Origin of the sequence: Rickettsia asiatica (assembly GCF_007989425.1) — a bacterium.
Classification (GTDB): domain Bacteria; phylum Pseudomonadota; class Alphaproteobacteria; order Rickettsiales; family Rickettsiaceae; genus Rickettsia; species Rickettsia helvetica.
The window spans coordinates 249,252-275,164 of record NZ_AP019563.1 but is presented as its reverse complement, the minus strand read 5'-3'; the positions used below and the strand labels follow the sequence as shown (position 1 = coordinate 275,164).

Sequence of the window (25,913 nt, the reverse complement as noted above, 5' to 3'; positions counted from 1 at the left end):
GGAGCGTGGCAATCCAGAAAAATAATAACGACTTACTTGATTCAGTCAAAAATCATCTTCCGAGCCATGCTAAGGATATTTATCGCGAAGCTTTTAATCATGCATTTGAACAATATAAGGATGCCGATAAAAGACGTGGAAATAACTCTAGAGAGACAGTTGCACATACAGTAGCATGGTCAGCCATAGAAAAAAAATACCATAAATAATGATAAAGAACACTGGGTAGAGAAATAAGTCCAAAAAATAGACCTATTCGGAAACTCTACTTCTAGGGGTAATTTGTACGTCGATCCGGTACTTGAATCCTCACGTTACTTGCGTGTACGCTGCGGTTCGAAGTTAAGTGTCTTCGGAGGGATTCCTACCTAAATCCTCATTTCTGAATAGGTCTAATTTATAAGTTTATGAGATTTTAAATTGAATCCTTGAAATTCTGTAAGCTTATATGTATATTTAGGTATTAACTGAATTTAAGTTCTTATGAAATTAGCAAAATTATTGAGTACCCTTTTAGTTATAGGGTTAGTTTTCAGCGGATGCAAAAGCAAAAAAAACAGTGATGACATAGTAGTTCCTATCCCTACCCTTTATAATGAAGGTATTACCTTATTGGAAAAGAAAAAATATAAGAAAGCTGCGGAAGAATTCGGAAGAGTATTTTACCAACATCCAGGTAATGAAGTGACGCCGCAAGCCGAATTGATGCAGGCTTATTCTTTATTCCTCGCCGCTCAATATGAAGAAGCGGTTGATGTGCTTGATATGTTCATTAATTTGCACCCTGCAAATGTTGACATTGCTTATGCATATTACCTTAAAGCATTATCATATTATATGTTAATTTCAGACGTAAATCATGATCAATCTAGAACTTTCCTAGCTAAAGATAGTTTTGAAGACGTAATAGCAAAATTCCCAAATACTAAATATGCTATTGATTCATCTTTAAAAATCGACCTAGTAAACGATCATTTAGCAGGTAAAGAGATGATAGTAGGTCGGTTTTACTTAAAGAAAAAGAACCCAATGGCAGCAATTAACAGATTTGAAGAAGTAATTGATAATTATCAAACTACTTCTCACTCGGTAGAAGCTCTTTACCGTTTAGCCGAAAGCTATATGATGCTTGGGCTGCCGGATGAAGCAAAAAAATATGCCTCGGTGCTAGGTTATAACTATCCTGATAGTCAATGGTATAGTTATGCGTATAGGCTAGTTCAGAACCACTAAAATTAAGCAGCATATGTTCTGCAGTTTCTCAGTTAAAAACTTCATTCTGATAGACGAGCTGGAAATTGAGTTTAATAAAGGTTTATGCGTTATTACCGGTGAAACAGGAGCCGGTAAATCTATTTTACTTGATGCGATTTTATTTTGCCTAGGTTATAAAACTTCAAATAATATAATAAAGCGTGGAAAAGATTACGCTGTTGTTAATATAATATTCTCTTTAAATGCAGAAATAAAAAATTTTCTGATCCAAAATTTTATTGAGCCTGAAGAGTTATTGCTTGTAAAGTGTCTGCAAAAAGCCGAAGGACGAAAAAATTTTTTCATTAATAATCAAGTGGTGACTAAAGCTCTTATGCAGCAATTAGCTACTTATTTATTTGAGCTTCATGGACAAAATAATAATATTTCTCTTCTAGAAGCAAATACGCAGCGTGATATTTTAGACAGTTACGGAAATCTTTTGGACTTTCGAGCCGAGCTTTCTAAATGTTATCAGACTTGGCAAGATACTAGAAAAGACATTGCCGAAATAACACTTAAACAAAATTCTATAGAGCAGGAAATTGATTATTTGAGCTTTACAACGGAAGAATTAACTAAGCTGAACATTCAAATAGGTGAAGAAGAAAAATTAGCAAATATCAGAAAAGATTTGCAAAATAAAGATAAGGATTTACAGCTAATAAAAGATATTCTAGAACAAATTAATAACCCCGAAATAAATACATCGATTAATAGAGCAGAGAAATTATTAGCAAGGCAAGGCGACAATGAGCGTTTTGAAGCTATCGTTACAAGTTTAGAGGAGGCCTATAATAATCTAGAAGAAGCACGCCAAGAATTATCAAATCTGTTAGATAGTTTTAATTATGAGGAATATAATCTTGAAGAAACAGAAGAAAGATTATTTTTAATAAAAGCTATTAGCCGTAAATATAATGTTCCCGCTGATGAATTAGGTGTATTTTTAGATAAATCTTTAGAGCAGCTCGGTATATTAAAAAACAAAATAGCAAATAGCAATGAGTTAAAAGCTCAAGAAGTACTATTACAGAAAAAATATTATGAACTAGCGAGCGATTTATCCGCAAAGCGTCTTATTGCTGCAAAACACCTAGAAGAATCATTGCATCAGGAGCTAAAACAGCTTAAAATGGCGAAAGCAATTTTTGGGATTGAGATAACTGCTAAAAAAGAACCGACCGCCGGCGGCAATGACGATATTGTGTTTAAAGCTTCTACTAACCCGGGAACGGCAGCGGAAGCAATTAATAAAATCGCTTCCGGCGGTGAATTATCAAGGTTCATGTTAGCTTTAAAAACTTCTTTGTTTGATAAAATGGTAAAACCGTCTATTATATTTGATGAAATAGATGTCGGGATTGGCGGAGAGGTTGCAGATAAAGTAGGTGAGCGATTAAAAAAGCTTAGCTCAGTTACGCAGGTAATAGTTATTACTCACCAGCCGCAAGTAGCAGGTAAAGCGGATTTGCATATAAAAATTGAGAAAACGCAGCTAGAAAAAGAAACAAAAATAACGGTAAAAGCCTTAAATTTAGATGAAAGACAAGAGGAACTCGCCCGCATGATTTCAGGTAAAACAATCACCGAGGCTAGTTTAAAAGCAGCAAAAGAGTTATTGCACTGTCATCCCGTGGACAAGCCACGGGATGACAATAAGGAAAAATTATGAACAACAACTATACAAAATTAGAAAACGAGTTTCTGGCCATCTCTCATTTTAATAATATCTTGAGCATATTATACTGGGATGTTGCTGTAAATATGCCTATAGGTTCAGGAGAAAGTCGCAGCAACGAAATAGTAACTTTAACGTCGCTTGTTCATTCTATGCTCAAATCTCCTATGCTAAAAGAGTTACTTAGCAAGGCAAAAGAAGAATCAAAGAACCTTAATGAATGGCAAAATGCTAATATTAGAGAGATTGAGAGAAAAATAATAGATGCAAATTGTATTGACGAACAGCTACAAAAGAAATTGGTAGCCGCTACTACTAAAGCCGAACTTGTTTGGCGAGAAGCAAGAAAAAATAACGACTATAATTTATTCAAACCACACTTACAAAAAATTTTAGATTATACGAAAGAAGTTGTTAAAGTACGAGCAGATGTTTTTAATTGCGGATTATACGACTCATTAATAGATATGTTTGATCCAAGCAGAAAAAGTAGTGAGATCAGCGAAGTTTTTTCAGTACTTAAAAGAGAACTCCCGCAGCTTATAAATAAAGTTTTAGAAAAACAGAAAAGCGAGAAAGAACTAGTAAAGAATAGTGCACTAGCTCCTGAAATGCAAAAGCATATCGGAAAACGCATTATGGAAATTATGCAGTTTGATCTAATAAAAGGACGATTAGACGAATCGACTCATCCCTTCTGCGGTGGTACGCTAAACGATATACGTTTAACTACTAGGTATGATAAAGACAATTTCATAAGCGGTTTAATGGGAATTATTCACGAAACAGGACATGCTTTATATGAGCAGAATTTGCCGGAAATTTATAAAGGGCAGCCGGTTGGACTTGCTAAAGGTATGGCTTTTCATGAGAGTCAGTCTTTATTTATGGAAATGCAAGTAGGTAGATCAAGAGAATTTACGGAATTTTTAGCTAAATTACTTCGAGACGAATTTGCTTTTAAAAGTGAAGCATATTCAGCAGAAAATTTATATAGAAAAATTACAAGAGTTACGCCTGATTTTATAAGAGTGGATGCAGATGAAGTAACTTATCCGATGCATGTAATATTACGTTTTGAGATAGAGGAAATGCTTATCAATGATGATTTGAATCTTGATGAGTTACCAAGCTTTTGGAATAGTAAGATGCAGGAATATTTAGGCGTTAAACCGGTAAGTTTCAGTAACGGTTGTCTTCAAGATATTCACTGGTCACACGGAAATTTTGGTTACTTTCCCGCCTATACAAACGGAGCAATTATCGCCTCAATGGTGATGAAAAAAGTAAAAGAGATGCATCCAAATATAAAAGATGATATATTAAAGGGTGATTTTAGTAATCTAAATAATTATCTAAATAAGAATTTTAGAAATCTCGGTTCGTTAAAAAATTCAGCCGATTTATTAAAAAGTGCTAGCGGTGAGGAAAAAATTAACCCTGAGGTGTATATAAGATATTTAGAAGGGAAGTATTTATAGTAATAAAATCGTCATTGCGAGTAAGCATTATTGCGTAGATACCGGAGTCGTCATTGCGAGGAGCATAGCGACGCGGCAATCCAGAAGAAAATTATAAAAATGCTATAAATTAGCATTTTTAGCTGGATTGCTTCGTCAATTACTATGCAATTTCCTCGCAATGACGTTAATCAAACAATACAAACAACAATATGGAAGAATATTTAAAAAAAACAGGTTATTTATTTGGTGGGAATGCTGTTTTTGTTGAAGAACTATATAGACAATATCTAACAAACCCTGCTTCAGTTGATCAAACTTGGCAAGGGTTTTTTGCCGAAATTAAGGATAATAATACTTTACTCAATAAAAGTACGGCTAAAGTAATTATCCCAGATGAAATAAAAAAAGAACCGTTAAATAATAATCTATCTTCAGAAGGCTTAAATAGTAGACATCTTTCCAACCCAGCTTATAGAGAGGAATTTAAAGGAGACACGGAATGCAGTACCACAGCGTACACACTAGTACGTGAGGATGCGAGTACCGGATCGACGTATAAATTACCTCTAGAAGCGAAGTTTGGAAAGATGTCTAGTTTAAAAGCTAAAGAAATGATACATGCTTATCGCAAGCATGCTCATTATTTAGCAAATCTTGATCCGCTTAGTCTTGAGATACGCAAAACAAAAAATGATTTAAAGCTTAATATAGAAACTTTTGGTCTTGATAGCGGTCAGCTAGAAGAAAATATCAATATTACGGATGAATTTGTCGGCACTTGGAACTGTAAATTATCTGAATTAGTTACCAAGCTCGATAAAGTTTATACGGGTTCTATAGGTGTAGAGTTTGAGCAAATAGAAAATATAGAAGAAAAAAACTGGTTATATAATAAGCTAGAAAGCAAAGTTACATTTTCTTCTGAAGACAAAAAAACTATCCTAAATGATTTAGTAGAAGTAGAAGGGTTTGAGCAGTATCTACATACTAAATTTCCTGGAGCTAAGCGTTTTTCCGTTGAGGGCGGAGATGCTTCTATAGTCGCCATGAGTAAAGCTATAGATTTATCTATGCATCAGGGTGTCTCAGAAATCGTTATCGGTATGGCACATCGAGGGAGATTAAACACTCTGACTAAAGTAGTCGGTAAGCCATATAAAGCCGTTATTGCGGGCTTCATAAGCGGCAGCGTATTTCCTGATGAGCTAAATGTTTCAGGCGATGTAAAATACCATTTAGGCTATTCGTCCGATAGAACTATAGAGGATAAGAAAATATATTTATCGCTTGCCGATAATCCATCGCATTTAGAGGCAGTAAATTCTATAGTTGCAGGGAAAGTAAGAGCAAAGCAAGATATTCTTGGAGATACTAAACGCAGCAAAGTTAAGGCTATTTTAGTGCATGGTGACGCTGCTTTTTGCGGTCAAGGCGTAGTTGCCGAGAGTCTATCAATGTCACCTTTAGCTGCTTATGATATTGGCGGAATATTGCATTTCGTAATTAATAATCAGCTAGGTTTTACGGCTAATGCTGCGGATACTAGAGCTAGTAGATATTCTACGGAGTTTGCTAAAATAATAGCTGCTCCGATTTTACACGTTAACGGTGATGACATAGAAGCAGTGTTAAAAGCAACTAATATTGCGGTAGAATACAGGCAGAAATTCGGTAAGGATATTGTAGTAGAAATTATTTGTTACCGCAAATACGGGCATAATGAGGGTGATGAGCCAATGTATACGCAAGGCAAGATGTATAACATTATTAAAAGCAAACCAACCCCTGGAAATATTTACGCAAATGAGTTAGTAAAAAGCGGTATAATTGATAATAATTATTTTGCTAAGTTAAAAGAAGAATTTAAAGCAAAGCTAGATAAGGAATATGAGCAGGCAAAAAGTTATAAGCAAGAAGCACATTTCTTAGGCGGGTTATGGCAAGGCATTTCTCGTACTCGTACACAAGCTGCAATAACGGGCGTCGGTAAAAAAACATTACAAGATTTAGGAACTAAACTATGTGAAATACCGAAAGATTTTGCCGTTAATTCAAAACTTGTAAAATTATTTGAAGCTCGAAAAGCTACTCTGACTAGAGATCAGCCTATTGATTGGGCAACGGCAGAGCAGCTAGCTTTTGCAAGCTTGCTTACTTCAGGCACAAATATAAGGCTAACTGGACAAGATTCGGGACGCGGTACTTTCTCGCATCGTCATTCAGTATTGCACAACCAAATTGATGATACTACCTATATACCTCTAAATAATTTATCTAAAGAACAAGCAAAATACGAGGTAGCCGATAGTAATTTATCTGAATATGCGGTGCTTGGTTTTGAGTATGGTTATTCGTTAGTAAATCCAAAAAATTTAGTTTTATGGGAAGCACAATTCGGTGATTTTGCTAATGGAGCTCAGATTATTTTTGACCAGTTTATTTCAAGCAGCGAAACTAAATGGCTTCGTATGAGCGGGCTTGTGGTTTTGTTACCTCATGCATTTGAGGGGCAAGGACCGGAGCATAGCTCGGCAAGACTTGAGAGGTTCTTGCAGCTAGCGGCTGAGGATAATATGTATGTTACATATCCAACTACTCCTGCTTCTATTTTTCATCTGCTACGTCGCCAAATACTTGATGATACCCGCAAACCGTTAATCGTAATGTCGCCAAAATCATTATTACGTCATAAACATGCCGTATCTAAACTCGATGAGCTAGGAGAAAACACTACTTTCTTGCCGGTTTTAGATGAAGTAACTAAAGTAGATACAAACAATATTACTAAAGTAATTTTATGTAGCGGCAAGATATATTATGATCTATTTGAAATGCGTGGCAATAATAGTAATATAGTAATTGTCAGGCTTGAGCAATTATACCCTTTTGAAAAAAAGGTTGTAGCATCGCTATTAAAAAAATATAATAGGACGCAGGAATTTATTTGGTGTCAGGAAGAACCAAAGAATATGGGAGCTTGGCGTTATATAGTTTCTCACTTAAACGATGCTTTAAAAGAAGCCGGAATTAATAATGAATTTAAATATGTAGGTAGAGAAGAATCAGCTTCTCCGGCAGTAGGTTCGCTGCAAGCACATAATCAACAGCAGGAGAAGCTATTAAGGGAAGCATTGGGAGTATGATTCTTAGGGTATTGCCTAAGAATCGTCATTGCGAGCGACTGAAAGGAGCGTGGCAACCTCAGGAATTTGCCCAAGATTGCTTCGTCGACGCTTATGGCGTCTTCTCGCAATGACGATAGAACTATACAGGGCGATGCCATACAAATATAGGAGTAAAATAAATTATGAGCGTTAAAATTATAGTACCGTCACTTGGGGAGTCCGTAACGGAAGCAACTATTGCCAAATGGTATAAGAAAGAAGGTGATTCAGTTCAAACCGATGAATTATTGTTAGAAATCGAAACCGACAAAGTGACTTTAGAAGTTAATGCTCCTTGCAACGGTACTATAGGTAAAATATCGAAAACTGATGGTGCAAATGTAGCAGTTGGCGAAGAAATAGGCGAAATAACTGAAGGGGCAGCTGCAAATACTGCCGGTACTAATAATGAATCTGCTAAAGCTCAAATAGCCACGCAACCTACTTCAGAAAAACCTGTAGAAAAACCCGCCGTGGCTAATAATACTCTTGCTCCTTCCGTACAAAAATTAGTTACCGAAAATAAGCTTGACCCCAATAATATAAAAGGAACAGGTAGAGACGGTAGAATTACCAAAGGTGACGTACTTGCAACAATAAACACTACGCCTGCAGCTACTTCTGCTCCTACAATAAGTAAATCTAATGAAGATAGAGTGCAGCGTGTTCGCATGTCACGCTTGCGTAAAACTATTGCACAGCGTTTAAAAGATTCACAAAATACGGCAGCTACTTTGACTACTTTTAACGAAATCGATATGTCAAAAGTAATTGCCTTGCGTAATCAATATAAAGAAGAGTTTGAGAAAAAGCATGCTGTGAAACTTGGATTTATGTCGTTTTTTGTTAAAGCAACTATAGAAGCTTTAAAGCTTATTCCATCGGTAAATGCTGAAATAGACGGCGATGATTTAGTATATAAGAATTATTACGATATAGGGGTAGCTGTCGGAACAGAGCAAGGACTTGTTGTACCGGTTGTTAGGGATGCCGATAAAATGGGATTTGCCGAAGTGGAGAAAGCTATAGGAACTTTGGCTAAAAAAGCTCGTGAGGGTAAGCTTTCTATGGCTGATTTGTCAGGGGGGATATTCTCGATTTCTAACGGCGGCGTATATGGCTCATTATTATCTACACCGATTATTAATCCACCTCAATCAGGTATTCTAGGCTTACATAAAACTGAAGAAAGAGCTGTAGTTATAGATGGTAAAATTGAAATACGTCCAATGATGTATATAGCTTTATCTTACGATCATCGTATAATTGACGGGAAAGAAGGAGTATCATTCTTAGTAAAAATTAAAGAACTAATTGAAAATCCAGAGAAGTTATTATTAAATTTGTAGAAAATGTTGTCATTGCGAGCAACTGTAGGCTGCGTGGTAATCCAGAAATAATTAAAAAAATTCTGTAAATCAGAATTTTTTACTGGATTGCTTCGTCACAATTTTCAATTTTTCCTTGCAATGACGATTTGCGTCCCGTTTTTACTTCTTGAAAAAGAAGTAAAATTATTCAAAGAAAGAAAGTATATAATAATGATAAAATGTACTCGTCGCATTGAATTCGATGCAGGACATAGAATTATTGGACATCAAAATAAATGTCAGTTTTTACATGGTCATCGCTATGTTCTTGAGATAACTATAGCTGCAAACGAAATCGATAAACTTGGTATGGTAATCGATTTTGGTTTAATTAAGGATTTAGCTAAAAAATGGATTGACGAAAATTTTGATCATAGCTTAATCCTACATCAAGACGATAAAAAAATGGGGCAGCAAATAGAAAATTGTACCGGTCAAAAAATATATTACATGCAAAATAACCCAACTGCAGAAAATATAGCGATGCATTTAAAGAATGAAATTTTTCCTAAACTTTTCATAGGTCAAAACTTCTTCATAGCGAGCCTCAAACTATATGAAACACCGAATTGTTTTGTTGAGGTTTAGGTATGTATCTCTATGAAATGAAGAGGGATTATACAAAGATCAACTTAGTAGAAAAGAGCAAGGAATCTGTAAGCCGAGGAGCGGAGCGTACAGGAGTACGTGGGCATCCGAGGACTTACAAAGATGACGTAGCCAATTTTTCAAGTTCATCGAGTATGCAAGATTGCTGTTTAATTTTAACTACTACTAATGATTTGCAAATTGCCGAAAAAATAGCATCTATTTTGTTAGAATTAAATCTTGCTGCTTGTATTCAAATTGACGATGTCAAAAGTTACTTTAGATGGGATGGTAGAGTAACTTTAGAAACCGAATATAGACTTGTAATTAAAGCAAAATCTTCTAATTATAACGAAATTGAAAATAAACTCCTTGAAATTCATAATTATGAATTACCGCAAATAATAAAAATAAATATTGACTATGGCTTTCAAAAGTACTTAGAATGGGTTGACCAAAATAGTAAATAAACTTATAGTTGAACAAATTTAAAAATTAAGTAAGTAAATTATGAAATTATGGCAAAAAGTTACCTTAGGGTTAATCTTAGGTATTATATTTGGTATATACTTACCACAATATGTTAATTATATTAAACCTATCGGTGACATTTTCTTACGCTTGATAAAAATGATCATTACCCCTTTAATTTTCTTCAGTTTGGTTTCCGGTATCACTAGTATGAATGATACTTCTGCTCTTGGTAGAGTAGGAATGAAAGCGGTAGCCGCTTTTTTAGGTACTACTTTTTTTGCCACGGTTTTTGGACTCACTGTTGCCTTAGTATTAAAGCCAGGAGTAGACATACATATAGATTTCACCTCTTCAGGAACGACAAGCAGAACTTCATTTAATATAATTGATTTTTTTGTAAATATCGTCCCTGATAATGCTGTTGGGGCTTTTGCAAACGGTGATGTCTTGCAAGTTGTATTTTTTGCTATTTTTGTTGGGATTACCTTAAACAAAATGAAATCTATCGGTGAACCTATTACTGATTTAATTCATGTAATGTCAAAATTAATATTAAAAATGATATCGTTTGTTATTCAATTATCCCCTTACGGTGCTTTTGCTTTAACAGGTTGGATTGTAGGCATGCAGGGAGTTGAGGTAATGATTAGTTTATCGAAACTTGTTGTAGCGGTAGTTATAGCGATGACATTCCAATATTTAGTTTTTGGCTTACTTATATATGTATTCTGCCGTGTTTCCCCTATACCTTTTTATAAGAAAAGTTTTGAGTATCAGATACTTGCTTTTTCTACTTCAAGTAGCAAAGCGACTCTTGCAACTACTATGCAAGTTTGTCGTGAAAAGCTTGGCATTTCAGAGTCTAGTACTTCGTTTGTACTTCCAATAGGTGCGTCAATTAATATGGATGGCTTTGCTATAAATTTATCTCTTACTACTATATTCTTTGCTCAGATGATGGGAGTAACGCTTGCTCCTCACGACTATTTAGTAATTATTCTCACCTCAACACTTGGATCTATCGGCGGTGCCGGTATTCCCGGTGCCTCTTTGATAATGCTGCCTATGGTTCTTTCTTCGGTTCACTTACCTATAGAGGGAGTAGCAATTATTGCCGGTATTGACCGAATACTTGATATGCTACGTACTACTATCAATATTACCGGCGATGCAACAATTACTATGATTATAGATAACAGCGAAGATACTTTAGATAAGGAAGTATATTTATCTTAATAATATTGCTAACTAAGGCCGGATATCGTCATTGCAAGCGACTATAGGCATTGTTGCATGGATCGAAAAATGCGTTTTATGTCATTCCCGAGAAAGCGGAAATCCAGGAAAAAGCGAAATTATTTGAGCTTTTAATATGAAAAATTAAATATATTTGTATCTTTTAGTTACTGGATTACTGCTTTCTCGGGAATAACACCTATTCATGCAATAATGCCCGCTCGTAATGACAGCTTGGGTATTAACACAACAACACTACTTCCTATTCATTTACTTGAAGTATAGTTATCAAAATTTCTTTTTTTATTTCAATTTTTGATTTAAAAATTCTATTGATTTTAGAATCTAAAGTATGTATTATAATAGCTATATTAACTTAAAGTTGAGGATGTATGTTAAAGTTCCTAAATAATACAGTACAATCAAAAAGGTTTGTATCTATAAATAATAGAACTTCAGTAAGTGATATATCTGAATCATTTTAGCATTCTATCGCTGAAAATAGCTGTGATATTAATTGGAAAAATATACCATTACAAAAAAGTCCTTTTCAGATTGTTATTACTCAAGGTTTAATTCAAGAATTAAAACCCAAAACCATAATTGAATTTGGAAGTTTTAAAGGAGCTTCCGCCCTTTGGTTAGCGGACATACAAAGTTTGTCGGTAAAAGACGGTAAAGTTATTAGTATAGATTCGATTTTGAAAATATTGATCAAACTGTAAAAGGAGATAATAGAATAGAGTTTTTACAAGGCGATTTTAATAAAGTAGAAGCGATATTCCCAAAAGAAAAAATATCCGAAATAGTATATCCTATACTTTTAATAGAAGATGCTCATATTAATACTATAGGTATTTTAGAATATTTTCATAATAATATCTTTGAAGAAGGGGATTATTTCATCATTGAAGATACTAATATTGATTATAATAATGCGTGCTATGATGTTTGGAGGAAAACTTTAGATGAAAAAACTTGTATAGCAAAATTAGAAAATTTAAACAATAAAATCGTTAGATTAACTAGTTGGTTGAAAGAAAAAAAAGATTTATATTTAGTAGATACAAAATATGTAGATCCTTTCGGTATTATTAATGCTTCTAAAAATTGGAACTCAGTTATAAAAAAGATTTAAAGATATGGGACTGTTAACAAAATTATTTTGTTAACAGTCCCATAGTCATTTGAGTTGAATTAGCAATGATTTATATTATGAGAAAGGAAATTTATCTAAAAAATTTTAATATTAGACATCTTTCCAAACTTCGCTTCTAGAGGTAATTTATGCGTTGAGCCTAGACTCGCATCTGCGCGATTGTCTATATACGCTGCGGTGCTGCGTTCCATGTCTCCTTTAAATTCCTCTCTATAAGCTGGTTTGGAAAGATGTCTAATAATAGCGATGAAGTTTTAAATAACTTTACCGAAAATCTATATAAATCTACCGTATTTTTTAGACACAAACTATGTAAATTATATAAAAGAGATTACAGATGCCGTAAATAATGATACAGAAATTATACATATAAAAAACATCGATCAAAAAAATTATAATATAATGACCCCTTATGACGGTGAGGTTCGGATTAGCGGAATAGAAGAATTAATTTGTCATATGTATGGAGTAATAGGGACAATCGGTAGTTTTTCTATCTTATATAAAGATGAAGACAAGAATATTATTAGAGCAGTAGTACCAAGACGTAATGCTCATAATGAACGTAGCTCTCAATCGCCGTATAATGATTTAGATTGGCATGTAGATGCTGCATACCGTCCAATGACAGAGAAGAGTGATAACTTATCTCCCTCTTTACCCGATTACTTAATTTTCAGTATTGTAAATAAAGGATATGAGAATCTACCTATAGCATATATTAGTCTTAAAGATATATTAAATCAATTAAGCTATCAAGATATCTTAATAGGGTGTAGTAATGAATTTACAGTAACAAGTGCAGATTCTTTTTCATGTAAAATAATGAGCAAGAATCTCCCTTTATTAGTAGAACATGCTAATGGTTATTACAGCAGAATAAAAATGGATGCTATTCCTGAAACACAAAGAGCAGCAGGGTTTTTAAATAAAATTAGAGAAATCGTAGATCAAAAATCTATTCAAAACTATATATATGTTACTTCCGGTGATATCGTTGTATTAAGCAATAAAATGGTTTTACATAAAAGAGATAGCTATAGTCCTAAATGGGATGGAAAAGACCGTTATTTTATTAGAATATATTCAGTGAAAGATATAAACCAAGGTATATTAGCAAATTCTGCTCAATCTTGGATATGGGTATAATAACCATAATACCAAACGGTTTTATGTAAATCACGTAAAAACATCATTGCGAGCATTCGTAGAATGGTGGTAATTGTCCAGTAGATAGGGTCTTGTTGCATGGATCGATGTCATTCCTAGCTAAAAGCGGGAATTCAGTAACTAAAAGATATAAATATATTTAATTTTTCATATTAAAAGCTCAAATAATTTCGTTTTTTTTGGATTCCCGCGAAAGCGGGAATGACATACGTTTCTCGATCCACACAATAAGACCGGTAGATAGTGCAAAAACTCCTAAGATTAATGTGTGTTGCTAACACAGCTCCTCGCAAGGCATTGTTGCGTGGATACCGTCTTCATATCTTATAAATTAGGACTCATTCCCTGATTAATTAAAAATTCGGCAATTTCCGGCTTCATAAATCCTATATTTATATGGATTAAATTCATGGATGCACCACGCTTTAATAAAAAATCGGCAATTTTTATATTATTATTCGATATAGCATAATCTAGAGGAGTCCGACCCAAGCATGGTTGATTTACTCCATATCCCTCATCTGATATTTTTTTACTTCATCAATATTATCTGCCTTAATAGCACCTGCTATCGGTGTAATTGGATTTCCGACTTTTTGATCATACTCAATACCGTCTACGTATATCTTTTCGGTCTTATACTCAAGTTTACATTCCATCGCATGAATAGAAGGAATAATAAAAATAATTATAAACTTTAAAATTACTTGAATAATTTTCATATAATTAATCTAGGTACTATGTAGCTATGCAGCATTAAACCTTTATCGGTAAGATAGATATTTTTATCTAACTTAATTAGGTCTTGGTTTTGATAATGTTGCAGGTTATTCATGTCTAAAATATCTGCTAATTTTGCGTTTATTTTCTGTTCTAATGTAGAAATATTTATGCCTTTGCTAAGACGTAAACTCATCATTAGTACTTCTTCAATGATTTCTTGATGTGTTAACTTAGTGTTAGTTTGAATACCGACATTTTTTGTATTAACCGAATCTAACCATTTTTCAGGTTTATGCCACATCATAATTGCCGATACCGAACTTGAAGCATCAATTATTCTACTATGAGCTCCAGGACCTATACCTAGATAACTATTATAATTCCAATAAGTCAAGTTATGCAAACATTCATTCCCTATCATAGCATAATTGGATATTTCATATCTAAAATATTTTTTAGATTCTAGATAATGATTCGTCCATTCATACATCTCAGCTGCCGCGTCTGAATGCGGCAAAATCAGATTACCATCCTTAAATAATTTATAAAACGGCGTACCTTTTTCGATAGTCAGCTGATAAAGAGAAATATGCGAAGTAGCGAGCTGCATAGCTTGTTTTAATTCTTCTTGCCAATCTTTTAATTTCTGACCGCTACGTGCATATATTAAATCAAATGATACTCTTGGAAAAATCGCATTTGCCGCCTCAATTGTTTTGATGGCTTGCAAAGTATCATGAGTTCTACCTAATTTTTTTAAATCCTCTTCTTTTAAGGATTGTACTCCAATTGAAACACGATTAATTCCAGCGGATTTGAATGCTTTAAACTTCTCAGTTTCAAAGGATGTAGGATTGGTTTCTAGAGTTAGCTCGGTTTGATGATCAATAATTGCTAGATTACTGATTTTATTTATTATTCCTGCAACGACTACAGGATTCATTAACGAAGGAGTTCCACCGCCGAAAAAAATAGATTTAATGTATTTATTTTGAATAATATCCCTAAAATACTCGATTTCCGTTTCATAAGATTTAAGCCATTGATTGTGGTCTATAGTGCTTGCCACATGAGAATTAAAATCACAATATGGACATTTTGACAAACAAAAAGGCCAATGAATATAAATGCTTAAATCATCTGCCGTAACTTTCATATTTTTAAAGAATTTAGGCAGTTTGTTGTAATTTCTCAATTTCTTCTTTTTTTAATCTGGTTGAAGCAATTATTAAGTCAGTTTTTAAACCAGCTTTGATTAAATTTTTTGCTATAATAATTTTTTCTTTTCTTCTGCCTTCTTCTCTACCTTCTTGCAGCCAATGATCTAATATGGATTTCTTAAGTGTTTTATCTATAAAACTATCTTTTTCCATTTTAAGGGTTTTAAAAGAAGCCAAACTTTGTATATGTGGTGGTAAGTGCATTTGAAAAAACTCTTTGGTAACTATTGGATTTTCAAATGCACTTCGTATAATCTTGTCGTGCTTTAGGTTTTTAGACATAAATATTAATGATATACTACCATTATAAATACACAATTAATATTACTTTTGCAATTATAAATTGAAATAAACTAAGCCAATAAAAATATTATTCTAATTCAAATAGGGCTTTAAATAAGGCAAGACCTAATTGATTATTAATTGCATGATGGTTAGCTAATTCCGAAGCAATTTTAATTTTTCCATTGTTTAATTCAAATTCCCAATATACCGGAATACACCAATGCTTACCGTTTACTTTAAAATTAGCGAGGTCTTCTTTAAATGTTGCTGAAGCAAAAGTTTTAGCAATTAAGTTACCATTCTTAAGAACTCCAACTAATTTAACAATTTGAGTCATATCCGGAAAACTTTTACGCAAATCAATAAGACCATAATGTAAATCATAAATAGTGGCAATATTAAGTATTGGATGGACGAACTCACCTTTACCTTCAACATATTGTGCTATTTTATCCCATGGGCTATCCGGTTCAAAAAGTGCATCAATACAATTTGTTATCATTTCTTTTTCTGTATTCATAATAAATATGTATCCATAAAGTTATTTAAGAAAACAATTTTTCAATTCCGCTATGTAATAGATTCTTAGGATTCATTTTACTGGCTTTTTTCATCATCTCGTTTATTTGCTTATATTGCTTTAGCAAAATATTTACCTTTTGTACCGTAGTTCCTGCTCCAGCAGCTATACGTTTTCTACGAGAGGCATTAATTATATCAGGATTTTTACGCTCTTTCGGCGTCATAGATAAAATAATTGCTTCTTGATGTTCAATTATTTTACTATTTAATTTTGATTGATCTATTTGATCCATAATTTTACCGCTACCCGGTAACATGCTAAGTATATTGCCAAAACCTCCCATTTTTTTTATACTTCTCATTTGCTGCATATAATCATTTAGATCGAATTTACCTTTTTTTAATTTAGCTGCCGTTTTTTCGGCTTCTTCTCTATCAACGATACTAGCTGCTTTTTCAACAAAAGAGATAATATCACCCATATCAAGTATTCGAGAAGCTAAACGTTCAGCATCGAATTCTTCTAAATCGGTTAGTTTTTCACCGCTACTTAAAAATTTAATCGGCTTTTTAGTAATATATTTTACGCTAAGTGCTGCACCACCTTTAGAATCGCCGTCAATTCTAGATAAAATTAATCCTGAAATCTCTAACTCTTCATTAAAGCCGCTTGCCATGACTACTGCATCCTGTCCTGTCATACTGTCAATTACTAATAAAGTTTCGGTAGGCTCCACTATCTTTTTTATTGCAAGTGCCTCCTCCATCATCTCTTTATCAATTTGTGTACGACCTGCCGTATCATAAATTACGACGTCATAAGCAGAAATTTTAGCCTCGGCAATAGCTCTTTTGACAATATCAAGAGGTTTCTCACCTTGCACAATAGGTAATGAATTAATCTGTACTGAGTTTGCAAGTATAGCGAGTTGCTCTTGTGCTGCTGGTCTGTAAGTATCCAGAGAAACAAGTAAAACTTTTTTATTTTGATTTTTCAGTCGTAAAGCAAGCTTACTACTCGCCGTAGTTTTACCGCTCCCTTGCAACCCTACCATTAGGAAATTTACAGGCGGCTTTGAATTTAAATTTATCTTTGTCTCACTTTCACTTGAAGCTAAGAGATTTATCATCTCTTCATGGATAATTTTAATTATCATCTGCCCTGGTGAAACGGACTTAATAACCTCCTGCCCTAAAGCTTTTTGTTTAACTTCTGCTATAAAATCTTTTATCACCGGTAATGCAACATCCGACTCTAAAAGAGCTACTCTTATATCCCGCATAGCAGCATCTATTTGGGCTTCGGTCAAAACCCCTGAGCTGACTAGCTTATCAAAAATCTTCGTTAAATTTTGTGTTAAAGTTTTAAACATGCAAATAATTTAATTTATAAAGTTCCCAAAACCTAATATATACTACGAGTAAATGAACAATAGTCAAAATAAAACATAAATTAAATTTATATTCGAGAGGGAAACTGCTTTCCATCTTGAATACCTATTAACTATCTTTTTAAAAAAAGGAGTATATTTCTCTCAATATGTTTTGTTGTTTTATGGATAACATGGAAAGGAACGGAGTGATATCGTGTTAATTACTAGAAAACTCATTCACCACTAATATATAACTGGTTTTTAAGTCCAAATCATAATCAATGGTATTATATATTAACTTTTTTATGTCGGTAAATTTTTGTAGTAAATAGGAAGGATGCTTATTTGGCAGTTTATTAAAAATCTTGTTTTCTAAATCTAGAAGCTCAATATTAACGTTAGCAGATTTTTTAAGAATTCTATTCATTAATAATAATAAATTATCAATAAAATCTAGCCATAATTCTCGGTCTTTAGTAGTAAAACGATTAATAAAATCTAACGTTTCATTATCTGCTATCGGCTGAATAAACTCAGAATATAATTCGCTTTTAGTATTATGGATAGATGATCTAACATTAACTTTAAAACATCTTGATCTAATTGTAGATATAATACTTGCAGCTCTTGAAGTAATTAAAAAAACGTAACTATTCTTTGGTGCATCTTCAAGAATTTTTAAGCATGAATTCGCCGCGTTCAAATTCATAAGATCCGCCGAATAAATTACTGCAACTTTATAACCTGAAATTGCAGAAGTTTTGCTTAAGAAGTCTTGTAATTTTCTTATTTGTTCAATAGAAATATTTTTAGCATTAGATGTAGCTAAAGTTTCCCTAGCGATGAAATGATAATCAGGATTGTTTTCAAGAGGAATGCTATTCTTAAAAAGCTTAATATATATAAACTCTTCTACGTCTTTTAAAGCTTGCTCTATATTTTCGGCTTCGATAAGCCAACTATTGTATAGCTTATTATGTTTTAAGTTAAACTCTAGGTGTTCAATTATCAATGGTTGTAATATCATTATGAATTGCACTTAAGAAGCGTTCTATATCATTCCGGCTTTTGCAGAGCATTGTTGCATGAGCCGGTGTTTCTAGTATCACCCCGCAAGCTTGTAACGGGGTTCGGAAATTATCAGTACTATAAGTTACTTCTTTATCATTAATTACAAGCTTCTTTCATTTTTCTTCCGGCTCTAAAAGTAGGTTGATTGTAAGCGTCTATTTTCATTTTTGCTCCGGTTTTTGGGTTACGCCCCTCACGTGCTTTTCTATGATGTATTTCAAATGAACCGAAACCTGTTATATTAATATTATGGTGGCTCTTTATAGCACTAATCACACTATCAAGAACTAAATTAAGTGCTTTCTCGGCATCAGCTTTTGTTAATGTTTTATGTGAAGCATTTTTATGATTATGACCATGGTCGGTCATAAATGCTATAAATTCGGTTTTATTCATTTTTTTTGGTTCTTTTTTGTTATGTGTATTCATAATAAAATCAACTCTCCTTTAATGGATTAATATGTATTGATGTTTTTTTATAAAATAATATATACAACTGGCAATAAATATACATCAATATATTTTTTATGTGAGTTAATTATAACAAACTACCCACATACTGCAAATGCCAGTTATTTACAAAGTTTAAAATATATACGTTATTATATTAATTTATAGAAAAATGTAGCCATTTTACATCAGTTATACTGTTAAAACTATCTTAATCAAGTAATTAAAGTGAAAATTTATCATTAAAACCCTAATTTATTATCAATAGTAAATTATAAAAGCTAATTTTCTACTCTGTAAAAAATTATAAGTTTTTTAATAAAAAACAATATATACTTAATTTATATAAAAGGTGGAAACCGTTTTTCACCTTTTATATTCAATATTTCTAACCGAATAGCAGATTATATAATATTCGCTATTCGAATTAATTTAGAATAAAATTTTTAAAGAAAAATATATTAAATCCAATGTTACTGTCTGAAATTTGTATTAAACGTCCTGTCTTTGCTACGGTTTTGAGTTTGGTTATCGTAGTTCTTGGAGCAATTTTTTTTACCAAGCTATAAATTAGAGGAACTCCGGATATTTCAGTTCCCATTATAAATGTCGATGCTCATTATGCAGGTGCCGATGCTTTATATATGGAAAAAGAAATAACAACGCGTATAGAAAAAGCTTTAAAGACGGTTAAAAATTTAGATTATATAACTTCTCAAAGTTTTACCGGCGAAAGTAGTATTACTTTATCGTTTCTACTATCTACCGATATTGCAATAGCACTAAACGATGTTCGCTCCAAAATATCAGATATCACTTATATGTTCCCACAAGATATGAAGGCTCCGTCGGTTGCAAAACTTGATGCCGATAGTTTTCCTAGTCTTTTTATAAGTATTGAAAGTGATCAATATAGCGATTTAGAATTAACAAAGATCGTCGAAGATAATCTACAAACACCGTTACTTGAAAGCGTAGGACAATCACAAATTTACGGCGGTCGGGAATATATAATGAGAATAGAACCCGACTCCAAAAAATTATATCAGCATAAAATTTCTTTATTAGAGATTGAATCCACAATAAAAGAACAAAATAAAGATTATCCCGCAGGTACAATTAAAATAAAAAGTAATAATTTTATAGTAACTCTTGAAGGTTCTTTATCTATACCGGAAGAATTCGGCAATATTATTCTAAAAGTACAAAATGGAAGCATAATAAAATTACGAGATATAGTGAAAATATCTTTAACTTCTCCCGATGAGGACATAATTTTTAGATATAACGGCAAAAGCTCCATTGCTCTTGGTCTTATAAAAGAATCAAAAGCTAACATCATAGATTTATCAAATGAAGTAACTAAAGAATTAGAAAGAATTAAAGAATCAATGCCCAAAGGAATAAGTATGGGTATCGCATACGATGGAGTAACGCCTGTAAAAGCATCAATTTATGCGGTATTGCAAACAATTTTTGAAGCTTTAATATTAGTGTTTTAGTCACTTATTTATTTCTTGCTTCTGCTAAAATTACCTTAATTCCGTTTGTGACAATTCCGGTATCGTTGATCGGTACTGTTAGTGTAATGTATGCTTTTGGATTTTCTATTAATATATTTACGCTCCTTGCTATGATACTTGCTATAGTTTTAGTTGTCGATGATGCGATAGTTATGCTTGAAAACATTTTTAGATATAATGAAATGGGGCATAAACCCATGGAAGCGGCTATGCTTGCTTCTAAAGAAATCGGCTTTGCAATCATTGCTATGACTATTACGCTTGCTGCCGTATTTTTATACCCGTCGGTTTTATAGAGGGTTTTATCGGGAAATTATTTATTGAATTTGCTTGGACTTTAGCATTTTGTGTTTTGTTCTCAGGATTTGTTGCTTTAACTTTAACTCCTATGATGTCAAGTCGTATGGTGACAAAACATAATACGGACTTACCGAAATTCTTAGTAAAGTTTAACGACATTCTACAATTTATTCAAAATAAATATATTTACTATCTAAAGCTAACTTTTGACAATAAAAAGAAATTTGTCATCATTATTGCATCATCATTTATAGTACTGATTATTAGTTTTAAATTTACTCAAAAAATTTTCGTACCCTAAGAAGAATTTTTACAAGTTTCTCTTAAAGGACCTGAAGGTTCTAGCTTAGAATCTTCTACTAAAGTAGTGAAAGAAGCCGAAAAAATCCTTGCTAATTATAAAGATATATTAGGTTATCTGATGGTAATAGGTGCAGGCGGTAGCGATAATGTTTTTGGATTCATTCCGTTAAAAGATTGGGGTGAGCGTTCTCGTTCCCAAGAAACTATTAAGAATATGTTAAATAAGCAGTGTTTCGAAATACCAGGCATGTCGATTTTCGCTATGGATCCACGTTCAATGGTTAGCGGGAATGCAAGTAGCCCTATCGAGTTTACTATTCAAACGAACCTTGAATATGATGATCTAGATAAAATATCACAATAATTTATTGATATAATGAAAACAAATCCTATTTTCTTAAACGTCAATAGAAATTTACAATCAGCAATGCCGACTATAAGTATAGAAGTCAACCGTGATAAGGCTTATTTATACGGAATGGATTTGGCAAATATAGGCAAAACAGTACAATATTTACTTGCAGGTCAACAAATCGGGGATTTTAGAATGGGTAATGATTTATATGATGTTATATTACAATTTAATCAAAAAGATCGAAAAGATATTAGCGATTTTAGTAAAATTTTAATCAGAGCAAAAAATAATAATATGTTACCGCTTGAATCAATAGCCAATATTACGGAAACAATATCAGTAAAATCATATAATCATTATAATAATTCAAAATCCGTTACTATTTCTTCCGATCTTGCTCCTGACGAAAAAATTGATGATGCAATTAATGAAATCAATAAAATAGCCGCTAAGTTACTTGATCCTAGTAATACTATAATTGAATATATCGGAGAAATTAAACAAATGAGAGAGGCAGACAGTAATATGCTTATAACATTTGTATTTGCTCTTGTATTTATCTATTTAGTGCTTGCAGCTCAATTTGAAAGCTTTACTGACCCTTTATTAATATTACTCGCTGTACCTTTCTCAATAACCGGCGGTGTACTTGCTCTCTGGCTTGCTGGTAAAATAGCCTTAATATGTATAGTAATATCGGACTTATTACTTTAATTGGATTAATTACCAAGAATTCTATTATGATAGTAGAATTTGCTAATCAGCTAAGAGCAAAAGGAGTAAAGGTTCAAGAAGCTATAATAGAATCCTCAAAACTTCGCTTGCGTCCAATTCTTATGACTACCCTTGCTGCTGTAGTCGGAGCTTTACCTCTAGTTTTTGCAGATGGGGCCGATGCTGCCGCTCGTAATTCTATAGGTTTTGTAATAGTTGGAGGATTAAGCATCGGTACTATATTTACAATTTTTGTTATACCTGTAATATATCAAACTTTTAAGAAGGATTAATAAATTATAGAATTATAAAATTTAGTAGATATATAGCTCAAAATGAGAAATGATTATTTTACGTTAGTTTTGTTGCATGGCTCGGAAAACGCACATAGTGTCATCCCGTGGCTTGACCACAGGATCCAAAAATGTAACTTACAATACTAGTAATTTTAGTATTTTTAACTGGATCCCGCGATCAAGTCGCGGGATGACATTCAGAGTGATTAGATTCCCGCTTTCGCGGGGAATGACATCGTAACAACCTCACTTGTGCTATAGCAGTTATTGCTGCTGTTTCAGCACGTAATACATTACTTCCTAAACTTACAGATTTTGTATTCTTATATGAGGCAAGAAGTTCCAGCTCATCATTAGTAAAGCCTCCCTCCGGTCCTACAATAATAGTTATATACCTATTATTAAGTGATGATGAAATTCGTAATATAGAATTTTCTTCTTTTGCATGTTCATTAGCATATAACATCAAATTATTATTCTTTTTAAGATAATCTTGTATTGTGATAGCTTTTTCAATTATCGGGGGAGTAAGACGTTCTGATTGCTCTGTTGCCTCAATCACACATTTTGTTAAACGTTCGATATTTACCGATCTAAATTGACATCGCCTCGTAATTAACGGAATAATTTTAGTTACGCCTAGTTGCGTAGCCATATTTATTGCAAGCATTAATTTATCTTGCTTTATTATAGCAATAGCAAGAGTTAAAGCAGATTCCGTATAAGGCTTTTTTAACTGTTCTTTAAGCCTAACCGATAGGTTAGGCTTACCTATATCGGTAATTTGTGCTAAAAATTCTCCATCCGTACCGTTAAAGATACGCAAGCCATCATTTACTTTAAGACGTAGCACCGTTTTAATATAATGAATATGATCGTTTGCTAATTCTATCTTGCTATTTTCAGCTAAACTACTATTAATATAAATACGATTAAATCTCACATTATTACTATGAAGAATGAAAAAAAATAATAATATATTAGAAGAAGAAAATTTGCCAAAAGAAAAAGAAATTGGCGGTGTTAAAGGCTTGGAGCCTACTAGGTATGGGGACTGGCAGCATAAAGGTAAAGTAACAGATTTCTAATATTATGCCATCATTTGAGCAAATTAAGGTTTTACCTTACAAGCCACAGAAATTGTTTGATTTGGTGTGGGATGTAGAGTCTTATCCTAAATTCTTGCCTTGGTGTTCTGCCGCTAGAATCATTTCAGAAGATATAGTCAATTCAGTTGGATTTGGATACAAGGAGCGAGGAGCGAAGCCTATAACTAATAGGAGAGCGACGAGCGACGATGTAGGCGAGTCCAAATCAATTGACTATAACAATGAGATCATTGCTGAGTTAGTAATTCAGTTAAAAGGCTTTTCAGAAAAATATAACTCACGAGTTACAAGCGAAATAACAGATGATGGAATATATTTGATTAATACGGTAGCTATTTCAGGACCTTTTGAATATTTAAAAAGTACTTGGCAATTTGTTCCATGCACGGCAGGAACTGAATTAAAATTCTTTATTGATTTTAAAATGAAGTCCGTAATACTGGATAAATTAATTGGCACTTATTTTACCAAAGCAACCGAAAAAATGATTATAGCTTTTGAAAAGAGAGCAAAGGATGTTATTAGATGAAAACATTGTTTCCTCTTTATTAAATTTAAATTACCATATTTCATGGTTTTTGAGTATAATGCAAATGCACTGTGTAATAAAAGTAAATAAATGTCAATTTTTATTTAATAGTAACTTAATGGATGTTAATATTAATACTTGACATTTGTTACAAAATTCCGTATTTTGTGGTAATATAAGATAAACTAATGTTGGAAATATCAATGAAAGAATTTGAATCTTTAACTATAACAGAAATTCCTACAAATGCTATAAACCATAAGGAATTTGCCCATTTAGGAGTAAATCTTGCGTATAAGACAGATGATACAAATCGATATCTTACAGAAGCATTAATGACGAATGGTAGTCATTTAGTAGGTAGTGGTTGGGAAATACTTGCTGCTTCTTGTGATAATGCAAATACAGCTCAATATGGTTATAAAGCTGTTGCATTTATAAATAAAGAAACTAAGGCCATTCATATTGCTAGTGCCGGCACAAAAGCAGATATGAATGATGTATGGGATGATGTACTTATCATTTTCCATTATGCTCCTAATAAACTAAAAACGGCTCAAAAATTTGTTGATGAAGTAATTGAAAAAATAGGCGGTATTGAGAAAGCTGCAGAATATATTTTTGATACTAGCGGTCATTCACTTGGAGCAATAGTTGCAGATTTAACCGGCGTAGAATTACATTCTCGTAATTTAAATTTTAATAAATCCGTAACCTTTGACAGCCCAGGTTCACAAGAAGTAATTAAATATGCTATAAATCAAGGTTTATTTACTGGAAAAGTAATAACTCCGCTAGAAGAGTTAGCTAAACATTCTGAGATATATAATGCAAAACCTAATATTATTAATACTACCAATAATCATGCCGGTAAAATACACTTAATTCTACCGAAAGTAAATAATATTGAGAAGTCAGAATCATCAAAAGCAGAAGGATGGGGGACATATTTATATAATATGGCTGGCTCTGCCGCTTACAAAGTTGCAGAATATCTAGGCATTAATAAAATGGTTGAAGGAATAAATAATCATAAGCTAAAGAATTTTGCTGATTTAAAAGATGATGCTGTTTTACCTATAGCCGATTGGAATGAACAAATATTAGAAAATAACGAAGATACTTCAAAACTTAAAGCTATTCCATCTAGCGGCAAGGATGTATATTTACTCGATACAACTAGAATTACTGATGATGAATATACTAGTATGATTGGAGTAGATATATTCCATTGGGCATATAATGATTTGCAACAATCTTGTGCTATGGAAGTTGAACAAATAGGCAATATAAATAATAATTTAATACCAATGATATGTTAGAGTATGTTGTTTTCGGTATTGCTAGATTAGCACACAGTGGAGCTAATACTATTTCAGATATAGTAGAAGCTTGCAATAACACTATTGATACTATTTCAAATACAACTCCGGAAGGGATAGAAGAGCCTACCCTAGAGTTAAAAGATATTGAAGACGACTGGGTAGAAGTATCTCTAATAGGAAAGTAAACTTCTATACTTTAATTATAATCTAAATTACCATCAATTATTGATAAATAGTTGATGGTTTTTTACTTTAA

At 32.8% G+C, this 25,913-nt stretch carries 22 protein-coding genes and 5 pseudogenes; 17 read left to right on the top strand and 10 right to left on the bottom strand.

Translation table 11 applies throughout. The annotated features are described in order from the left end of the window. The first annotated feature begins 5 nt into the window (after window positions 1-5). The 11 genes and pseudogenes from RAS_RS01500 to RAS_RS09310 all read left to right on the top strand — a co-directional run. Window positions 6-209 carry a ChaB family protein gene (locus tag RAS_RS01500; RefSeq protein WP_232049268.1) on the top strand — a complete coding sequence of 68 codons (204 nt, stop codon included), beginning with the start codon at window positions 6-8 and terminating at the stop codon, window positions 207-209. Between the two features lie 274 nt (window positions 210-483). After that, window positions 484-1,233 carry an outer membrane protein assembly factor BamD gene (locus RAS_RS01490; protein WP_147141710.1) on the top strand — a complete coding sequence of 250 codons (750 nt, stop codon included), beginning with the start codon at window positions 484-486 and terminating at the stop codon, window positions 1,231-1,233. 13 nt (window positions 1,234-1,246) lie between these two features. Continuing rightward, a complete protein-coding gene (gene recN, locus RAS_RS01485; protein ID WP_147141708.1) occupies window positions 1,247-2,929 on the top strand; it encodes a DNA repair protein RecN in 1,683 nt (560 codons plus the stop codon). After that, a complete protein-coding gene (locus tag RAS_RS01480) occupies window positions 2,926-4,416 on the top strand; it encodes a carboxypeptidase M32 (protein WP_147141705.1) in 1,491 nt (496 codons plus the stop codon). Before recN ends, RAS_RS01480 begins: the two co-directional genes overlap by 4 nt. 191 nt (window positions 4,417-4,607) lie before the next feature. After that, on the top strand, window positions 4,608-7,541 hold the full coding sequence (locus tag RAS_RS01475; RefSeq protein ID WP_147141702.1) for a 2-oxoglutarate dehydrogenase E1 component: 2,934 nt from the start codon (window positions 4,608-4,610) through the stop codon (window positions 7,539-7,541). A 164-nt stretch (window positions 7,542-7,705) separates the two neighbouring features. Next, entirely contained in the window at window positions 7,706-8,911 is a 1,206-nt protein-coding gene (odhB, locus tag RAS_RS01465; protein ID WP_147141699.1) for a 2-oxoglutarate dehydrogenase complex dihydrolipoyllysine-residue succinyltransferase, read from the top strand. A gap of 192 nt (window positions 8,912-9,103) precedes the next feature. Then, a complete protein-coding gene (locus RAS_RS01460) occupies window positions 9,104-9,520 on the top strand; it encodes a 6-pyruvoyl trahydropterin synthase family protein (RefSeq protein ID WP_147143908.1) in 417 nt (138 codons plus the stop codon). 155 nt (window positions 9,521-9,675) lie between these two features. After that, a complete protein-coding gene (gene cutA, locus RAS_RS01455) occupies window positions 9,676-9,990 on the top strand; it encodes a divalent-cation tolerance protein CutA (RefSeq protein ID WP_232049386.1) in 315 nt (104 codons plus the stop codon). Window positions 9,991-10,030: 40 nt separating this feature from the next. After that, a complete protein-coding gene (locus tag RAS_RS01450) occupies window positions 10,031-11,230 on the top strand; it encodes a dicarboxylate/amino acid:cation symporter (protein ID WP_147141693.1) in 1,200 nt (399 codons plus the stop codon). Between the two features lie 491 nt (window positions 11,231-11,721). Next, a complete protein-coding gene (locus RAS_RS09315; protein ID WP_332094833.1) occupies window positions 11,722-11,955 on the top strand; it encodes a CmcI family methyltransferase in 234 nt (77 codons plus the stop codon). Next, window positions 11,955-12,053: pseudogene (locus RAS_RS09310) on the top strand (CmcI family methyltransferase); the annotation flags it as partial. The gene RAS_RS09315 and the pseudogene RAS_RS09310, both read left to right, overlap by 1 nt. A gap of 428 nt (window positions 12,054-12,481) precedes the next feature. Here RAS_RS09310 and RAS_RS01440 read toward each other — a convergent pair. Further along, window positions 12,482-12,628: pseudogene (locus RAS_RS01440) on the bottom strand (palindromic element RPE1 domain-containing protein); the annotation flags it as partial. 163 nt (window positions 12,629-12,791) lie between these two features. Here RAS_RS01440 and RAS_RS01435 point away from each other — a divergent pair. Further along, the gene (locus RAS_RS01435; RefSeq protein ID WP_147141688.1) at window positions 12,792-13,538 is read left to right on the top strand and encodes a Fe(II)-2OG oxygenase family protein; all 747 of its coding nucleotides are present in this window, start codon (window positions 12,792-12,794) and stop codon (window positions 13,536-13,538) included. Between the two features lie 304 nt (window positions 13,539-13,842). Here RAS_RS01435 and RAS_RS01430 read toward each other — a convergent pair. The 8 genes and pseudogenes from RAS_RS01430 to RAS_RS01395 form a co-directional block, all read right to left on the bottom strand. Next, window positions 13,843-14,051 (bottom strand): annotated as a pseudogene (locus RAS_RS01430) (ankyrin repeat domain-containing protein); the annotation flags it as partial. A gap of 11 nt (window positions 14,052-14,062) precedes the next feature. Continuing rightward, window positions 14,063-14,281 (bottom strand): hypothetical protein, encoded by a 219-nt coding sequence (locus RAS_RS01425; protein WP_147141683.1) that lies wholly within the window; start codon window positions 14,279-14,281, stop codon window positions 14,063-14,065. After that, window positions 14,278-15,438: a radical SAM family heme chaperone HemW gene (gene hemW, locus RAS_RS01420; RefSeq protein ID WP_147141680.1), complete on the bottom strand. Its 1,161-nt coding sequence runs from the start codon at window positions 15,436-15,438 to the stop codon at window positions 14,278-14,280. Before hemW ends, RAS_RS01425 begins: the two co-directional genes overlap by 4 nt. Before the next feature lie 13 nt (window positions 15,439-15,451). Beyond that, window positions 15,452-15,784 carry an Rpn family recombination-promoting nuclease/putative transposase gene (locus RAS_RS09305; RefSeq protein WP_147141677.1) on the bottom strand — a complete coding sequence of 111 codons (333 nt, stop codon included), beginning with the start codon at window positions 15,782-15,784 and terminating at the stop codon, window positions 15,452-15,454. 88 nt (window positions 15,785-15,872) lie between these two features. Beyond that, entirely contained in the window at window positions 15,873-16,307 is a 435-nt protein-coding gene (locus RAS_RS01410; RefSeq protein WP_147141674.1) for a hypothetical protein, read from the bottom strand. A 25-nt stretch (window positions 16,308-16,332) separates the two neighbouring features. Beyond that, window positions 16,333-17,682 carry a signal recognition particle protein gene (gene ffh, locus RAS_RS01405; protein WP_147141671.1) on the bottom strand — a complete coding sequence of 450 codons (1,350 nt, stop codon included), beginning with the start codon at window positions 17,680-17,682 and terminating at the stop codon, window positions 16,333-16,335. Between the two features lie 217 nt (window positions 17,683-17,899). Beyond that, on the bottom strand, window positions 17,900-18,709 hold the full coding sequence (locus tag RAS_RS01400; protein ID WP_172616105.1) for a DNA polymerase III subunit delta': 810 nt from the start codon (window positions 18,707-18,709) through the stop codon (window positions 17,900-17,902). Window positions 18,710-18,849: 140 nt separating this feature from the next. Beyond that, complete coding sequence (locus RAS_RS01395; protein ID WP_147141668.1) at window positions 18,850-19,182, bottom strand: HU family DNA-binding protein; 333 nt, start codon at window positions 19,180-19,182, stop codon at window positions 18,850-18,852. A gap of 590 nt (window positions 19,183-19,772) precedes the next feature. Between RAS_RS01395 and RAS_RS01390 the strand changes: the two are divergent. Then, a pseudogene (locus RAS_RS01390) lies at window positions 19,773-22,691 on the top strand (efflux RND transporter permease subunit). A 181-nt stretch (window positions 22,692-22,872) separates the two neighbouring features. Here RAS_RS01390 and RAS_RS01380 read toward each other — a convergent pair. Next, window positions 22,873-23,637: a 16S rRNA (uracil(1498)-N(3))-methyltransferase gene (locus RAS_RS01380; protein WP_147141665.1), complete on the bottom strand. Its 765-nt coding sequence runs from the start codon at window positions 23,635-23,637 to the stop codon at window positions 22,873-22,875. A gap of 16 nt (window positions 23,638-23,653) precedes the next feature. Here RAS_RS01380 and RAS_RS01375 point away from each other — a divergent pair. The 4 genes and pseudogenes from RAS_RS01375 to RAS_RS01360 all read left to right on the top strand — a co-directional run. Beyond that, window positions 23,654-23,782 (top strand): annotated as a pseudogene (locus RAS_RS01375) (DUF1674 domain-containing protein); the annotation flags it as partial. A gap of 4 nt (window positions 23,783-23,786) precedes the next feature. Further along, window positions 23,787-24,332: an SRPBCC family protein gene (locus RAS_RS01370; RefSeq protein WP_147141658.1), complete on the top strand. Its 546-nt coding sequence runs from the start codon at window positions 23,787-23,789 to the stop codon at window positions 24,330-24,332. A 203-nt stretch (window positions 24,333-24,535) separates the two neighbouring features. Beyond that, window positions 24,536-25,654, top strand: coding sequence for a hypothetical protein (locus tag RAS_RS01365; protein WP_147143899.1), 1,119 nt, complete (start codon window positions 24,536-24,538; stop codon window positions 25,652-25,654). Then, window positions 25,648-25,842, top strand: coding sequence for an RP165 family protein (locus tag RAS_RS01360; RefSeq protein ID WP_147141655.1), 195 nt, complete (start codon window positions 25,648-25,650; stop codon window positions 25,840-25,842). Before RAS_RS01365 ends, RAS_RS01360 begins: the two co-directional genes overlap by 7 nt. Window positions 25,843-25,913 lie beyond the last annotated feature (71 nt).

What these genes read in the sequence shown, in the direction of transcription:
- RAS_RS01400 (WP_172616105.1), bottom strand. Translation starts at nt 18,709, where the DNA reads ATGATATTACAACCATTGATAATTGAACACCTAGAGTTTAACTTAAAA.
- RAS_RS01460 (WP_147143908.1), top strand. Translation starts at nt 9,104, where the DNA reads ATGATAAAATGTACTCGTCGCATTGAATTCGATGCAGGACATAGAATT.
- RAS_RS01395 (WP_147141668.1), bottom strand. Translation starts at nt 19,182, where the DNA reads ATGAATACACATAACAAAAAAGAACCAAAAAAAATGAATAAAACCGAA.
- RAS_RS01410 (WP_147141674.1), bottom strand. Translation starts at nt 16,307, where the DNA reads ATGAATACAGAAAAAGAAATGATAACAAATTGTATTGATGCACTTTTT.
- ffh (WP_147141671.1), bottom strand. Translation starts at nt 17,682, where the DNA reads ATGTTTAAAACTTTAACACAAAATTTAACGAAGATTTTTGATAAGCTA.
- RAS_RS01450 (WP_147141693.1), top strand. Translation starts at nt 10,031, where the DNA reads ATGAAATTATGGCAAAAAGTTACCTTAGGGTTAATCTTAGGTATTATA.
- RAS_RS01475 (WP_147141702.1), top strand. Translation starts at nt 4,608, where the DNA reads ATGGAAGAATATTTAAAAAAAACAGGTTATTTATTTGGTGGGAATGCT.
- RAS_RS01360 (WP_147141655.1), top strand. Translation starts at nt 25,648, where the DNA reads ATGTTAGAGTATGTTGTTTTCGGTATTGCTAGATTAGCACACAGTGGA.
- RAS_RS01425 (WP_147141683.1), bottom strand. Translation starts at nt 14,281, where the DNA reads ATGAAAATTATTCAAGTAATTTTAAAGTTTATAATTATTTTTATTATT.
- RAS_RS01435 (WP_147141688.1), top strand. Translation starts at nt 12,792, where the DNA reads ATGACCCCTTATGACGGTGAGGTTCGGATTAGCGGAATAGAAGAATTA.
- RAS_RS01370 (WP_147141658.1), top strand. Translation starts at nt 23,787, where the DNA reads ATGCCATCATTTGAGCAAATTAAGGTTTTACCTTACAAGCCACAGAAA.
- cutA (WP_232049386.1), top strand. Translation starts at nt 9,676, where the DNA reads ATGCAAGATTGCTGTTTAATTTTAACTACTACTAATGATTTGCAAATT.
- odhB (WP_147141699.1), top strand. Translation starts at nt 7,706, where the DNA reads ATGAGCGTTAAAATTATAGTACCGTCACTTGGGGAGTCCGTAACGGAA.
- RAS_RS01365 (WP_147143899.1), top strand. Translation starts at nt 24,536, where the DNA reads ATGAAAGAATTTGAATCTTTAACTATAACAGAAATTCCTACAAATGCT.
- hemW (WP_147141680.1), bottom strand. Translation starts at nt 15,438, where the DNA reads ATGAAAGTTACGGCAGATGATTTAAGCATTTATATTCATTGGCCTTTT.
- recN (WP_147141708.1), top strand. Translation starts at nt 1,247, where the DNA reads ATGTTCTGCAGTTTCTCAGTTAAAAACTTCATTCTGATAGACGAGCTG.
- RAS_RS09305 (WP_147141677.1), bottom strand. Translation starts at nt 15,784, where the DNA reads ATGTCTAAAAACCTAAAGCACGACAAGATTATACGAAGTGCATTTGAA.
- RAS_RS01480 (WP_147141705.1), top strand. Translation starts at nt 2,926, where the DNA reads ATGAACAACAACTATACAAAATTAGAAAACGAGTTTCTGGCCATCTCT.
- RAS_RS01490 (WP_147141710.1), top strand. Translation starts at nt 484, where the DNA reads ATGAAATTAGCAAAATTATTGAGTACCCTTTTAGTTATAGGGTTAGTT.